15 protein-coding genes are annotated in these 13,906 nt (G+C 67.5%); 8 read left to right on the top strand and 7 right to left on the bottom strand.

The window, feature by feature from the left end; genetic code table 11:
* The first annotated feature begins 117 nt into the window (after positions 1 to 117).
* A complete protein-coding gene (locus ACR80S_RS11290) occupies positions 118 to 441 on the top strand; it encodes an ArsR/SmtB family transcription factor (RefSeq protein ID WP_435399768.1) in 324 nt (107 codons plus the stop codon).
* Here the strand turns inward: ACR80S_RS11290 and sohB are convergent.
* Positions 438 to 1,478 carry a protease SohB gene (sohB, locus tag ACR80S_RS11285; RefSeq protein WP_435403219.1) on the bottom strand — a complete coding sequence of 347 codons (1,041 nt, stop codon included), beginning with the start codon at positions 1,476 to 1,478 and terminating at the stop codon, positions 438 to 440. The genes ACR80S_RS11290 and sohB overlap by 4 nt on opposite strands.
* A gap of 164 nt (positions 1,479 to 1,642) precedes the next feature.
* On the opposite strand from sohB, the gene ACR80S_RS11280 reads away from it, so the two are divergent.
* Entirely contained in the window at positions 1,643 to 1,954 is a 312-nt protein-coding gene (locus ACR80S_RS11280) for an SCP2 sterol-binding domain-containing protein (protein ID WP_435399770.1), read from the top strand.
* 80 nt (positions 1,955 to 2,034) lie between these two features.
* On the opposite strand, the gene nudC is transcribed toward ACR80S_RS11280, so the two are convergent.
* The 4 genes from nudC to ACR80S_RS11260 are packed head-to-tail and all read right to left on the bottom strand — an operon-like array spanning position 2,035 to position 4,885.
* Positions 2,035 to 2,805 (bottom strand): NAD(+) diphosphatase, encoded by a 771-nt coding sequence (nudC, locus tag ACR80S_RS11275; RefSeq protein ID WP_435403218.1) that lies wholly within the window; start codon positions 2,803 to 2,805, stop codon positions 2,035 to 2,037.
* Positions 2,805 to 3,554 carry a DNA polymerase III subunit epsilon gene (gene dnaQ / locus ACR80S_RS11270; RefSeq protein WP_435399772.1) on the bottom strand — a complete coding sequence of 250 codons (750 nt, stop codon included), beginning with the start codon at positions 3,552 to 3,554 and terminating at the stop codon, positions 2,805 to 2,807. Before dnaQ ends, nudC begins: the two co-directional genes overlap by 1 nt.
* 43 nt (positions 3,555 to 3,597) lie before the next feature.
* Complete coding sequence (rnhA, locus tag ACR80S_RS11265) at positions 3,598 to 4,089, bottom strand: ribonuclease HI (protein WP_435399773.1); 492 nt, start codon at positions 4,087 to 4,089, stop codon at positions 3,598 to 3,600.
* Positions 4,082 to 4,885, bottom strand: coding sequence for a class I SAM-dependent methyltransferase (locus ACR80S_RS11260; protein WP_435399774.1), 804 nt, complete (start codon positions 4,883 to 4,885; stop codon positions 4,082 to 4,084). The genes rnhA and ACR80S_RS11260 overlap by 8 nt, the downstream gene beginning before the upstream one ends.
* A 68-nt stretch (positions 4,886 to 4,953) precedes the next feature.
* Between ACR80S_RS11260 and gloB the strand changes: the two genes are divergently transcribed.
* From gloB to ACR80S_RS11230, 6 genes are all read left to right on the top strand, one after another.
* Complete coding sequence (gene gloB / locus ACR80S_RS11255; protein ID WP_435400085.1) at positions 4,954 to 5,721, top strand: hydroxyacylglutathione hydrolase; 768 nt, start codon at positions 4,954 to 4,956, stop codon at positions 5,719 to 5,721.
* A gap of 76 nt (positions 5,722 to 5,797) precedes the next feature.
* On the top strand, positions 5,798 to 6,994 hold the full coding sequence (locus ACR80S_RS11250) for a transglycosylase SLT domain-containing protein (protein ID WP_435399775.1): 1,197 nt from the start codon (positions 5,798 to 5,800) through the stop codon (positions 6,992 to 6,994).
* 127 nt (positions 6,995 to 7,121) lie between these two features.
* Complete coding sequence (locus tag ACR80S_RS11245) at positions 7,122 to 8,987, top strand: extracellular solute-binding protein (protein WP_435403217.1); 1,866 nt, start codon at positions 7,122 to 7,124, stop codon at positions 8,985 to 8,987.
* Positions 8,988 to 9,021: 34 nt separating this feature from the next.
* A complete protein-coding gene (locus tag ACR80S_RS11240; RefSeq protein WP_435399777.1) occupies positions 9,022 to 10,092 on the top strand; it encodes a microcin C ABC transporter permease YejB in 1,071 nt (356 codons plus the stop codon).
* A 4-nt stretch (positions 10,093 to 10,096) separates the two neighbouring features.
* Positions 10,097 to 11,203, top strand: a complete 1,107-nt coding sequence (locus ACR80S_RS11235) for an ABC transporter permease (protein ID WP_435399778.1) — start codon at positions 10,097 to 10,099, stop codon at positions 11,201 to 11,203.
* A complete protein-coding gene (locus ACR80S_RS11230) occupies positions 11,196 to 12,800 on the top strand; it encodes an ABC transporter ATP-binding protein (protein ID WP_435399779.1) in 1,605 nt (534 codons plus the stop codon). Before ACR80S_RS11235 ends, ACR80S_RS11230 begins: the two co-directional genes overlap by 8 nt.
* Positions 12,801 to 12,900: 100 nt before the next feature.
* Here the strand turns inward: ACR80S_RS11230 and ACR80S_RS11225 are convergent, their stop codons facing one another.
* Positions 12,901 to 13,599, bottom strand: a complete 699-nt coding sequence (locus ACR80S_RS11225; protein ID WP_435403216.1) for a pseudouridine synthase — start codon at positions 13,597 to 13,599, stop codon at positions 12,901 to 12,903.
* Positions 13,599 to 13,906 (bottom strand): nitrilase-related carbon-nitrogen hydrolase (locus tag ACR80S_RS11220; RefSeq protein ID WP_435403215.1); only part of this gene is annotated, 308 nt, incomplete at its 5' end. The genes ACR80S_RS11220 and ACR80S_RS11225, both read right to left, overlap by 1 nt.

The following is a 13,906-nucleotide window of genomic DNA, read 5'->3' as shown; positions in this document are numbered from 1 at the left end:
TGAGGAGCCCCCCTCCCTCTCCCAGTCAGTTGGTCTATGCTTTAATCAAGTGCTAAATCAGGAAAGCACGCTCGCCATCGAGCAGAAAGGATGGCCTGACCAGCGCGGGGAATCGACATGGGCAATTCCAACAGCACATCAGCGCGCCTCCTCGCCGGGGGTGACGCCGCCATCGACCGGAGCACGGCGCTGCTCAAGGCCATGGCCAACGACAACCGGCTGCGCATCCTGTGTCTGCTCGACGGGCGGGAGCTCTCGGTGACCGAGCTCAACAACCAGTTGACCCTCAGCCAGTCGGCACTCTCCCAGCATCTGGCGATACTGCGCCGGGAGAACCTGGTCACCACCCGGCGGGCGTCCCAGACCATTTACTACTCCTGGCAGGGCGACAGCGCCCGGACAATCATCGATGCCCTCGGCCAGTTGGGGCTGGCCGACTAATGGCGGCGCAGCGGGCTCTGTTCCAGCACCTCGAGGCCCTTCTCTAGCGCCCTCTCCACGCCAATCGAGACCGCTGCCCCCAGCCGATCCGCCAGTCGGCGGCGGGGCTCCAGGCGCAGCCGGATGACCCGGGCGTCCTTCATGCGCTCCACCAGGTAGGCCTCGCTGGTGCCCAGGGCATCCACCAGGCCCTGCTCGAGGGCGTCGCGGCCATACCAGGTTTCCCCGGTGGCCACCGCCTCGATATCCAGCGCCGGGCGCCGCTCGGCCACGTGACGCTTGAACAGCTCGTGGACGCCCTCCAGCTCGTCGACGAACTTCTCGCGTCCCTCCTCGCTGTTCTCCCCGAACACGGTGAGGGTGCGCTTGTAGCGTCCGGCGGTCAGCACCTCCACATCGATATCGTGGCGCTTGAGCAGGCGATGCACGTTGGGCACTTGGGCCACCACGCCGATGGAGCCCACCACCGCCAGGGGCGCAGCGCGCAGCTGGTCGGCGCCGCAGGCCACCAGGTAGCCGCCGCTGGCGGCCACCTTGTCCACGCACACCGTGGTCCTGAGGCCCGCCTCGCGCAGTCGGTCAAGCTCGGCGGCCGCCAACCCGTAGGCGTGCACCAGACCGCCGGCCGACTCCAGCCGGACGATCACCTCGTCGCCGTTGTCGGCGGCCTCGATCAGCGCCGAGACCTCCTCGGCCAGTCGCCCCGTGGCACTGGCGCGGATATCCCCGTGGAAATCGATCACCCAGGCGATGGGCTTCCGCCCCGCCTCCCCCTTGCGACCGGTCTTGTCGCGGGCCTTGTCCTCGCGGCGAAAGCCCTTGATGAGACGCTTGCGCGCCCCGGGCTCACAGGCGGCCAGGGTCAGGCGCCGGCGGCGGTAGTCGCGGGTGTCGTTGAGCTCATCAAGGCGCAGCCGGGTGCGATCGGTGGCCTCGCCGCGCAACCGGGCCACAAGCGCCACCGCCAGGGCGATGATCACCACCAGGCTCACCAGCTGAGCCAGAAACATACCGAAATCGGCCAGCCAATCGTTCATGCGTCTCTCCTCTCCCTGTTCGGGCGAATGGTCTCGTCCGGGCGTCTCTTCCTGAGCGGACCGAGACGCCAGGCGCTCTCGTCGGCGTCAAGGCACTTGAATGAAACAATCGTTTGAAATAACCTGAAAGGCAACCCCCCCCCCCCCACACGCCAGGAATCCCGATGAGCCTCTCCACCCTCGACAAGCTGACCTCCCGTTTTGACGCCCAGGCCGCCCAGGGCATGGATGACGTCTTCCAGTTTCACTTCTGCGATGCCGGCAGCCACTACCTGGTGATCAAGGACGCCACCCTAGAGGTCCAGGAGGGCGAGCATGACGACCCCTCCGTCAGCCTCAGCATGGACACCGACACTCTCAAGGGCATCATGAACGGCGAGGTCAACGGCATGACCGCCTTCATGACCGGCAAGCTCAAGGCCACCGGCAACGTCATGCTGGCCACCAAGCTGACCAGCCTGTTCCCCGCAAGCTGAGCCCCGCTGTTGGACTCCCCATTCGGGCCGCCACCAGCGGACCGATGCATTTCTGGCGCAACGCTCTTGACGCCATACGTCTAGTGCGCCGCCACCTCGTCCAGGTGCGTCTGGATCAGCGCCCGCGAGATCGAATAGAGCGGCGGCAGCGACGGCAGGCGCCGTGGCGAGTACCAGGCCGCGTCAATGATCTCCACGCCGTCGATGCGGATTCGGCGACTGGCCGCCTCGGCGAAGAAGCCCAGCATCAGCGAATGCGGGAAGGGCCAGGCCTGACTGCGGAAGTAGCGGACCCTGCCCACCTGCAGCCCCACCTCCTCGAAGATTTCACGGCGCACCGCCTCCTCGGCGGACTCGCCGGGCTCGATGAAGCCGGCCAGGGTCGAATAACGCCCCGGCGGAAAGCGCGGACTGCGCGCCAGCAGCAGGGCATCGCCATGGGTCACCAGGGTGATGATGCAGGGCGAGATGCGCGGGTAGTTGCGATGGCCGCAACCTTGGCAGTGCATGGCGAACTCGGCATCGAGACGCTCGGCCGGGGCGCCACAGCGCCCGCAGAAGCGGTGATCACGCAGCCAGGCCCCCACCTGCAGGGCAGTGGAGAGCAACGCGAAGTGCGATTCCGGTAACGTGGCCAGCCAGCCCCGCCCGTCCTGCCAACCCTCCCCCGGCACCGCCTCCAGCAACAGCGCTACCGGCTCGTCATTCCAGTAGCAGAGCGGCTGCATGGCCACTGTCCAGGGTTGCAGCGGCTGCAGCAGGTCGCCATCCGGCCCCGGGGCGATGCGCCCCTGGGCCAGGTGAATGACCCGCCCGGCCGACGCCTGGAGGGGCAGCTCACGGCGCAACATCAGTGCACCACCCCCTCGCCCATGCGGTCCCAGTGACACTCACCGGCCGCCTCGCGAATCTTCGACAGCTTGGCACGATGGGCGACCAACTCCTGCTCGCTGGGGGACAGCACCGTCAGGCGACCCGGCGCCAACGCGAGGCGGCGAATCGCCATCCCGCCGCTGCCGGCCGCGCCGCTCTCGCCCGCGCCGGAGGCGTCCAGGGAGAGCGCGGTCTGGCCGCCAGTCATGGCCAGATAGACATCGGCCAGGATCTCGGCGTCCAGCAGGGCGCCGTGCAGCACCCGGTGACCGTTGTCGATCTCGTAGCGCTTGCACAGGGCGTCGAGGCTGTTGCGCTGGCCCGGGTGCTTGTCGCGGGCCATCACCAGGGTATCGAGTATCCCGCAGTGCGCCGCGACCGGCCCCAGCCGCGGCTCGCCGCGCGCCCGGTTGAGCCGATCGAACTCGTGATCGATGAACCCGACATCGAAGGGAGCATTATGGATGACCAGTTCCGCGCCCTCGATGAATGCCCAGAATGCATCGGCGATGGTGGCGAACAGCGGCTCGCCCGCCACCCGCTCGTCGGTGATGCCGTGCACCCCCACCGCCTCGGCCTCGATCTGCCGCTCAGGGTTGATGTACTGGTGATAGGAGTTGCCGGTGAGCCGGCGGTTGACCATCTCCACCGCCCCGATCTCGATCAGGCGGTGGCCTTCCCGGGGGTCGATGCCAGTGGTCTCGGTATCGAGAATGATCTGACGCATGACGAACTCTCTGCCTCAAGAAATAGGGACTACGACGCGCTGCTCAGGCCCGGGTGCGAGACTCATCGATGGCCTCGTTAGCCAACTGATCAGCGCGCTCGTTGCCGGGATGGCCGCTGTGGCCCTTGACCCAGTGCCACTCGATCCGGTGACGGTGAGTCTCCTCGAGCAGCTCGCGCCACAGCTCGGCGTTCTTCACCGGCTGCTTGCCGGCCGTCTTCCAGCCACGCTTGACCCAGTTGTGAATCCACTCGGTGATGCCACGACGCAGGTACTCCGAGTCGGTCCACAGCTGAACGCGACAGGGTCGCTTGAGCTCGCGCAGCGACATGATCGCCGCCATCAACTCCATGCGGTTGTTGGTGGTGCGGGCCTCGAACCCGTTCAGCGTCTTGTCATGCTGCCCGCTCTTGAGCAGGGCGCCCCAGCCGCCGGGGCCGGGGTTGCCGCGGCAGGCACCGTCGGTATAGATGATCACCTCGGGCAAGGCGTCGGCCCCCGTCTCGTTAACTGTCTCGATAACCGTCTCAGTCAACCTCTGTCATCCTTTCCTGATCGTTGGAGGGGTAGGGGTCGGGCAGGGAACGCGACTGGCCCAGCCGGGTCGCGCCCAAGGCGGAGCCGCCGAAGGGCGTGGCGAATCCGAGCCGCGAGCCCTGGCTCTGCGCCAGTTGGGGGCGCCGACTCGCCTGGATCATGTAGCTGTCGCCCAGCGGCAGATTGTGGCGCCGCCCGAGGGTCTCGAGGGCCGCGTTGCAGGGCAGCGCGCCAGGCAGATGGAAGCCGCAGTAGTCTACCCGCTCGATCTCGAAGTCCACAAATGTCAGCCAGTCGCGCAGGCGCGCCGGGGTGCGCCACTGGCCGCGCCAAGGCAGGCGACGCCGACGGCCGGGCATGACCCGCGGCAAGGCCCCCGCCGAGAGCGGCATCCAGCCGAAGATGATGAGCCGTCCGTCGTCACGGGTTACCCGGGCGGCCTCCTGCAACGCGCGATGGGGGTCGGGTGCCACCTCGAGGAGATGGTGGATCACCACCAGGCTCAGGCAGGCATCGGGCAGGGGCAGCGCCTCCAGCGAGCAGACCAGGGTGGCAGGATGCTCCGCCAACTCCCGGGTCGGGGCCCAGGCCATGGGATGGCGCACCGGACACATGTCTGCCAGGGGCCCATCCATGCCGAGCTCGAGGCTGTGGACGCCGAACAGTCGCTCGCAGACCGGGCCCAGGCAGGCGCGCTCGGCCTGGCGTACCGCCTGACCGCCGGAGGTTACCCAGAAGCGGCGACCCTCACGCACCAGCGCGGCCAGAGACGAAACCGTAGGGGAAATTGACATCGACAGCAGGCTCCTCCATTCTGGACGGATTTTGCGACCCGTTCATGCCCATTCAGGACGCCATTCCCATGTTGAGCGTGACACCGATTCCCGCCTTTGGCGACAACTATATCTGGCTACTACGCCAGGATACGAGTTCCGAAATCTGCGTGGTTGACCCGGGCGATGCCGCCCCTGTCATCGAGCTGATCGAGCGTGAGGGACTGACCCTCTCCACGGTGCTGATCACCCATCATCACCAGGATCACACCGGCGGTCTGCCGACATTGATCGAGCGCTATGCGCCTCGTGTCATCGGCCCCGACAACCCCAAACTCGCCGGTATCGACGAGCGAGTGGGCGAGAATGATGAGTTTCGCGCCATGGGCCGGCTGTTCGAGGTGCATGAGGTGCCGGGGCACACCCTGGATCATATCGCCTTCTTCACCGCCGGCATTCCTCCGCTGCTGTTCTGTGGCGATGCCCTGTTCAGCGCCGGCTGCGGTAGACTGTTCGAAGGCACTCCTGAGCAGATGCACGAATCGCTCGGCAAGCTGGCGGCGCTGCCCGATGACACCCTGGTGTTCGCCGCCCACGAATACACCCTGGCCAACCTGCGCTTCGCGTTGGCCGCGGATCCCCACAATTCGGATGTGGCCAAGGCAATGGATGAGTGCCAGCGCGCCCGGGAACTCGACCGCCCCACGCTGCCGAGCTCCCTGGCCCGCGAGAAGCGCATCAATCCTTTCCTGCGCTGCCAGGATGTCGGCGTGCGACAGTCCGCCTCGGCCCATGGCGACACCGACAGCGACGTGGCTACCTTCGCCACGCTGCGACGCTGGAAAGACAGTTTTTGACCTTGCCCCGATTGGACGTCATGCGGTTTGCCCCGCTGTCGGCGGGACCGCACACGACCAGGAGGTATTCTTCCGGATGACCTACCACACCAAGCGACGCATGCTGATAGGCCTTGCCAGCACCACTACCCTGCTAGGCTCACTGCTGGCCGGCAGCGTCTACAGCCAGGCCGCGACCCTGAACCCCGAGCAGCGCCAGAACGCCCCGTTCGCCGCGACATCGACACACCAGACCCGCCAACTGCCGACTGAACAGCACTTCTGGGATGCCCTGGCGCTGGAGCCGCGCGATGCCTGGAGCCGGCTGCGCGCCAGCTTCCAGTGGCAGGAGAGCCTCGATGAGCCGCGGGTCCAGCAGTGGATCGACCACTACCGCGCCAGCCCGCACAACATCGTCGAGATCACAGAGCGCGCCCGCCCCTGGCTGGCCTGGATCGTCGAGCAGGTCGAGGCACGCGGCCTGCCAGGCGAAATCGCCCTGATTCCCTTTGTGGAGAGCTCCTTCGACCCCACCGCCCGCAGCCACCGTGGCGCCGCGGGGCTCTGGCAGTTCATGCCCGGCACCGGCGACGCCCTGGGCCTGCGTCGGGCACGGGGCTATGACGGCCGCCTCGACGTGGTCGCCTCGACCGGCGCCGCCCTGGACTACATCGAACTTCAGGCCGACCAGTGGTACGAAGGCGACCTGGAGCTGTCGCTGGCCGCCTACAACGCCGGTGCCGGCACCGTGAACCGGGCCCGCCGCAACGCCGTCTCCAGCGGCAAGGCCGGGGACTACTGGAGCCTCTCCCTGCCCCGGGAGACCATGAACTACGTCCCCAAGCTCAAGGCCATCGCCGCCATCATCGATGATCCTGACCAATACCGGGTCGCCCTCCCCGATATCGAGGACGCGCCGGCCTTCGCCAAGATCCCCGTGCACCGCCCGCTCGGCCTGGACGAGGCAGCCCGCCTCTCCGGCGCCAGCCGCGGCGAGTTGGCCGAGCTTAATCCCGCCCTCGGCAACGGCACCGCCCACCCCGGTCAGGCCAGGGTCCTGCTGGTGCCGGCCGACCGTGCCGACACCCTGATGGCCCGCCTGGTGACACCTTCCTCGCCGGCCGGCAGCGGCGAAGGCACCTATGTGGTGCAGAACGGCGACAGCCTGTCGGCGATCGCCTCCCGCCAGGGCGTAAGCGTCTCCCAGATCCGTCAGGCCAACGGTCTCAGCGGCGACGTCCTACAGCCCGGCCAGGTCCTCGACCTGCCCCGTGAGAGCATTGCCTCTCGCTAGCAAGGAGGGGAGCAACGACGGGAGCGGCGTCGAGAGGCTTGCCAAGCCGTCGAGGGCCTGACACCTTATTGGCCGACTACTGCCGGTCCCACTGCGGGCCGGCTGCCACCGACCAAGGATGTCGCCAATGCCCGTCGCCCTGCGCCGCCTGCCCCTGGCCTACCTGCTGACGGCGGCTTCTGTGGCCGTTCTCATGGCCGCTGTCTCGACTCACCCGGCGGCGGCGGCCACCCCGGACGAAATCCCCACCGTTCACGGTCTGGCCCTCTACGATGAGCCGGCGCTGCCGGAGGGGTTTGCCCACTTCCCCCACGTGAATCCCGAGGCGCCCCGCGGCGGCACCCTGACTCAGGCGGCCGTGGGCGGCAGCTTCGACTCCACCAACCCCTTCATCATCCGTGGCACCCCGGCCGCGGGGCTTTTCGAGATCTATGACACCCTGGTAGAGGGCAATCCCGACGAACCCTTTTCGGTCTATGGCCTGCTCGCCTCCGGCATGCGCCTCGACGCGGACCGAGAGTGGATCGAGTTCGACCTGCGCCCCGAGGCACGCTTCCACGACGGCGAACCGCTCACCGCCCACGACGTGGTGTTCAGCTTCGAGTTGCTCACCGAGCAGGGCAACCCCTTCTACGGCGCCTACTACGCCGACGTGGAGCGCGTCACGGCACTCGATGACCACACCGTGCGCTTCGACTTCGCCGAGGTGCACTCCCGGGAGCTGCCGCTCATCGTCGGCCAGCTGCCGGTGCTGCCCAGGCACTATTGGCAGGAGCACGACTTCACCGCCCCGACGCTGGCCGCCCACCCCGGCTCCGGTCCCTATCGCATCGGCGAGATGGACCCGGGCCGGCGCATCGTCTACGAGCGCGATCCCGACTACTGGGGCCGGGACCTGCCGGTGAAGCGCGGCCGCCACAATATCGACCGGCTGGTCTACGACTACTACCGCGACCGCGACATCGCCTGGGAGGCCTTCAAGGCCGGCGTGCTGGACTACCGCATCGATGCCCGCGCCGCCACCTGGGCGATTGGCTACGACTTCCCCGCCTACCGCGACGGCCTGGTAAAGCGCCTGGCCGTGCCGGACGGCCAGCCGGCACGCATGCAGGCCTTCATCTTCAACCTGCGCCGCGACAGCTTCAGCGATCCCCGAGTGCGCGAGGCGCTCTCGCTGACCTTCGATTTCCCCTGGCTCAACGCCAATCTCTTCTACGATGCCTACCGGCGCACCGAGAGCTATTTCCAGAATTCCGAGATGGCGGCCTCCGGGCTGCCCGAGGGGGACGAGCTGGCCCTGCTTGAGCCCTGGCGGGACGAGCTGCCCGAGCGGCTGTTCAATGAATCGTTGCCCTTCGACCACCCGCTTGAGCTGCGCGAGCGGCTGCGTCTGGCGCTGGACCTGCTGCGCGAAGCCGGCTATGGGGTGAAAGGGGATCGCCTGGTGCACAGCGAGACGGGCCAGCCGCTGACCATCGAGGTGCTGCTGTTCGATACCGGCATGGAGCGGGTCACCCAGCCGATGCTGCGCAACATGGCGCGCCTGGGCATCCGCGGCAGCATCCGCATCGTCGACATCAACCAGTACCTCAACCGCCTGCGCAGCTTCGATTTCGACATGACCGTCGGTCAGTTTCCGCAGTCGAACAACCCCGGCAACGAGCAGCGTGACTTCTGGACCAGCGCCGCCGCCGAGACGCCCCAGAGCCGCAATCTGATGGGCCTGGCCGACCCGGTGGTGGACGACCTGGTGGATCGGCTGATCCGCGCCGACAGCCGCGATCAACTCAACGACACCGCCCGCGCCCTGGACCGGGTGCTGCGTTGGCGCTTCCCGATGATCCCCCACTACTACTCCGGCGAGACCCGCATCGCCATCTGGGACAAGTTCGGCTGGCCCGAGCCTTTCCCCGAGTACGGCATGGACCTCGCCGCCTGGTGGGTGGACGCCGAGCAGGAAGACGAGATCAACCAGCGCCTGCGTCGCCGCTGACGCCGCCCCGGACACGAACAAGGAAGCCGCCCTCGTGAGTCGCTACATTCTGCGTCGCCTGCTGCTGATGATCCCCACTCTGTTCGGGATCATGCTGCTCAACTTCATCATCGTGCAGGCTGCCCCGGGTGGCCCCATTGACCAGATGCTGGCCCGCTTCGAGGGCGCCGATGCCATGGCCAGCACGCGACTGGAGGCCGGCGGCGAGGTGATGGTGCGCGATGAATCCCGAGGCGCCCGCGGCATCGACCCGCGCTTCATCGAACAGCTCGAGTCGCAGTTCGGCTTCGACCAGCCCGCCCACCTGCGCTTCCTCGGCATGATGCGCGACTACGCCACCTTCGACTTCGGCACGAGCTTCTTCCGCGACCGCCCCGTGGTGGAGCTGATGATCGAGCGGCTGCCGGTGTCGATCTCGCTGGGGCTATGGACCACGCTGCTGGTCTACCTGATCTCGATTCCGCTGGGCATCCGCAAGGCGCTCCACCACGGATCACGCTTCGATGTCTGGACCTCGGGGCTGGTGATCGTCGGCTACGCCATCCCCGGCTTCCTGTTCGCGATCCTCCTGATCGTGCTGTTCGCCGGCGGCAGCTACTGGGATCTGTTCCCGCTGCGCGGGCTCACCTCGCCGGACTTCCACGAGCTCACTGCCTGGGGCAAGGTCAAGGACTACCTGTGGCACATCACCCTGCCGGTGGTGGCCATGACCATCGGCAGCTTCGCCACCCTGACCATGCTGACCAAGAACAGCTTCCTCGACGAGATCCACAAGCAGTACGTGCTCACCGCCCGGGCCAAGGGGGCAAGCGACGGCGTCGTGCTCTACGGCCACGTGTTCCGCAACGCCATGCTGATCATCATCGCCGGCCTGCCCGGCGCCCTGATCGCGATCTTCTTCACCGGGTCGCTGCTGATCGAGGTGATCTTCTCGCTCGAGGGGCTGGGCCTGCTCGGCTTCGAGGCGGTAATGCAGCGCGACTACCCGGTGATCTTCGGCACGCTCTATCTGTATACGCTAATCGGCCTGCTGCTGAAGCTGGTCTCCGATCTGACCTATGTGTGGGTGGACCCGCGCATCGACTTCGAGACGAGGGAGTCCTGAGCCGATGGCCGCTTTCTTCCAGACCCTTTTCACGTTCCGAACGGACCGCTTCTCTCCCATCACCCGCCGCCGCCTGGCAGTGTTCAAGGCCAACCGCCGCGCCCGGGTCTCGCTGTGGCTGTTCCTGGTGCTGTTCGTGGTGAGCATCGGCGCCGAGCTGATCGCCAACGACAAGCCGCTGGTGATGCAGTACGACGGCCAGTGGTACGTGCCGCTGCTGGTGGACTACCCGGAGACCGAGTTCGGTGGGTTCCTGCCCACCACTGCGGACTACCACGACCCCTTCGTCCAAGCGCAGATCGAGGAGAACGGCTGGGCACTGTGGCCGCCGATCCCGTTTTCCTACCAGACCCTGGACATGCAGATGATGCAGCCCTCGCCCGCACCGCCGGACGCCCGCCACTGGCTCGGGACCGACGACCAGGGCCGCGACGTGCTGGCCCGGGTGATCTACGGCTTCCGGCTCTCGGTGGCCTTCGCCCTGGTACTCACCGCCGGTTCACTGGTGATGGGGGTGCTGGTAGGCGGCATTCAAGGCTACTTCGGCGGCAAGACCGACCTGATCGGCCAGCGCTTCACCGAGATCTGGTCGGGGCTGCCGGTGCTCTTCCTGCTGATCATCCTGGCCAGCTTCGTGCAGCCGGGCTTCTGGTGGCTGCTCGGCATCATGCTGCTGTTTTCCTGGCTGGGACTGGTCGATGTGGTGCGTGCCGAGTTCCTGCGCGCCCGCAACCTGGAGTACGTGCGCGCCGCCCGGGCCATGGGGTTGCCACCACGGCTGATCATGTGGCGCCATGTGCTTCCCAACGCCATGGTGGCCACCCTCACCTTCGTGCCCTTCCTGTTCACTGGCGCCATCACCACCCTGACCGCCTTGGACTTCCTGGGCTTCGGGTTGCCCCCTGGCTCGCCGTCACTGGGCGAGCTGGTGGCCCAGGGCAAGAACAACCTGCACGCCCCCTGGCTGGGAATCACCGCCTTCGTCAGCCTGTCGCTGATGCTGTCGCTGCTGGTGTTCATCGGCGAGGGGCTGCGCGACGCCTTCGACCCCCGCCATGTCCAGCATGCCGCCACCCCCACGGCCGTCGCCAGGAGCCAGACCGATGCCTGAACCCACGTCCCGCTCCCCGCTGCTGCGCCTTGAAGACTTCTCCGTCGCCTTCGACGGCGTCACCGTGCTGGACCGGCTCTCGCTCATCGTGAACCGCGGAGAGACCCTGGCGCTGGTGGGCGAATCCGGCTCCGGCAAGTCGGTCTCGGCGCTGGGCGCCATGGACCTGCTGCCGGGCAATGCCGCCGTCAGCGGCGCTCGCTGGCTAGGCGACACCGACCTCTCCCGGCTGCGGCGACGCGACTGGCGGGGGGTGCGGGGCGGTCGGGTGGGCTTCATCTTCCAGGAGCCGATGACCTCGCTGAACCCGCTGCACACCGTGGGCAAGCAGATCGGGGAGACCCTGCGCCTGCACCAGGGGCTCAACGGTCGCGCGGCCCGCGCCCGGATCATCGAGCTGCTGGCCCAGGTCAAGCTGCAGCGCCCCGAGGAGCTGATCGACGTCTGGCCCCATCAGCTTTCCGGCGGCCAGCGCCAGCGGGTGATGATCGCCATGGCGATCGCCAATGACCCGGCGCTGCTGATCGCCGACGAGCCCACCACGGCGCTGGACGTCACCGTGCAGCAGGAGATTCTCGCCCTGCTGGCGGAGCTGCGCGACCGTCACGGCATGGGCATGCTGTTCATCACCCACGACCTCAATCTGGTGCGGCGCCACGCCGATCGAGTCTGCGTGCTCTATCAGGGGCGCGAGCAGGAGACGGGAGCGGTGGCGCGGGTCTTCGACGCACCGGCCAGCGCCTATACCCGCACCCTGCTCGACGCCGAGCCGGAGGGCCGCCCGGTGGCGGTACCGAGCGGTAAGCCGCTGCTTCAGGCCCGCGGCCTCGGGGTCAGCTTCCAGCGCCCCAAGAAGCTGTTCATGAAGCGCCCGCCGGCGTTTGAAGCGGTCATGCCGCTGGACCTCACCCTGGCCCCCGGCGAGACCCTGGGCATCGTCGGCGAATCCGGTTCCGGCAAGACGACCCTGGCCCTGGCGCTGCTGCGTCTTACCCAGAGCCACGGCGAGATCACCTTCGGCGACACTCGTCTGGACACCCTCAGCGGCGGCGCCCTGCGCCGGCTGCGCCACCGGGTGCAGATCGTCTTCCAGGACCCCTTCGGGTCACTCTCGCCCAGGCTTCCCGTCTCGGAGATCGTCAGCGAGGGGCTGCGCTTTCATCAGCCGAGGCTCACGGAGGTCGCGGTGGCTCGCCGGGTGGCCGAGACCCTGGCCGAGGTGGGGCTTCCCGCCGACTGCGCCGACCGCTACCCCCACGAGTTCTCCGGCGGTCAGCGCCAACGCATCGCCGTGGCCCGGGCGATCATCCTCGAACCCGAACTGATCGTGCTCGACGAGCCCACCTCGGCGCTGGACCGCACCGTCCAGAAGCAGCTGGTGTCCCTCCTGCGCGACCTACAGGCACGCCGCGGCCTGAGTTATCTCTTCATCAGCCACGACCTGGCCGTGGTGCGCGCCATGGCCCACCGCATCATGGTGCTCAAGGAGGGAGAAGTGGTGGAGAGAGGCGATTGCCTGGAGGTGCTGGAGAATCCCAGGAGCGACTACACCCGCGCATTGGTGGCCGCCGCGAGGCTTTCGCCCGCTGGCGCCTGATCGCGGTGGTTTTTGATTACTGCCACGGTGCTGGCGGCAAGACGGCAACGCTGTTTGAACTGGGAAGAGAATCTGAAGATAACGGTATAAGAACAAGAGCCTAGAACGCGGCGATCTCGTCGGCCGTTAGTTCGCGCCACTCGCCGGCGGGCAGGTCGCCCAGCGCCAGCGGGCCAATGGATGCCCGATGCAGGGCTACCACGTGGTGGCCGATGGCAGCGAACATGCGCTTCACCTGGTGGTACTTGCCCTCAAAGAGGGTCAGTTCGGCCACGGTCGGTTCGCGCATGGAAAGCTCCGCCGGGCGGGTGGGCTTCTCTTCGCCATCCAGCCGCACGCCCTCGGCGAAGGCCGCGGCGGCCCACTCCAGGGCCTCGCCCTCCAGCGGCTCGGCCAGGGTCACCCGGTAGACCTTGCCGAAGCGGTGCTTCGGTGAGGTGACCCGGTGCGACCACTGGCCGTCATCGGTGAGCAGCACCAGGCCGGTGGTGTCCACGTCCAGGCGGCCCACCGTCTGCAGACGCTCCCCCTTGGGCAGCTCGATCAGATCGATGGCCCGGGGGTAGAGGGTGCGCCGGGCGGTGCACTCCACCCCGGAGGGCTTGTGCAGCATCAGATAGCGCAGTCCCACCAGCGCCAGCGGCTCGTCGTTCCAGGTCACTCGGCTGGCCTCATCGACCTGGAGGGCGGGGTTCTTGACGATCTCGCCGTCGATGCTGACCTCGCCGCGGTGCAGGGCCTTCTTGGCCAGGCTGCGGGTCAGTTCGGTGGTCTCGGCGAGAAAACGATCCAGACGCATCAGAAGCCGACTCCATCGGAAAGGGTGAAGTGGTCGGCATCCCGCCAGGCGGGGAACTTCTCGCGGAAACCCCTGAGATCGTCCAGCGACAGGGTCCCGGTGGTGACGAAAGCCTTGCCCTCCGGCCCGTCGATCAGCGCCTCGCCCTTGGCGTCGATCAGCATGGAGTCGCCGGCGTAGGGCAGCCCGTTGGCATCCTCGCCGACGCGGTTCACGGCGATCACCGGGCAGAGATTCTCGATGGCGCGCGCCTGCAGCAGGGTGCGCCAGGGGTGGCGCCGCGGCGCCGGCCAGTTGGCCACGCACA

It is taken from the genome of Halomonas salsilacus (assembly GCF_051216275.1).
In the GTDB taxonomy this organism is placed as follows: Bacteria; Pseudomonadota; Gammaproteobacteria; order Pseudomonadales; family Halomonadaceae; genus Halomonas.
This window is presented reverse-complemented; position numbering and strand designations above follow the sequence as displayed.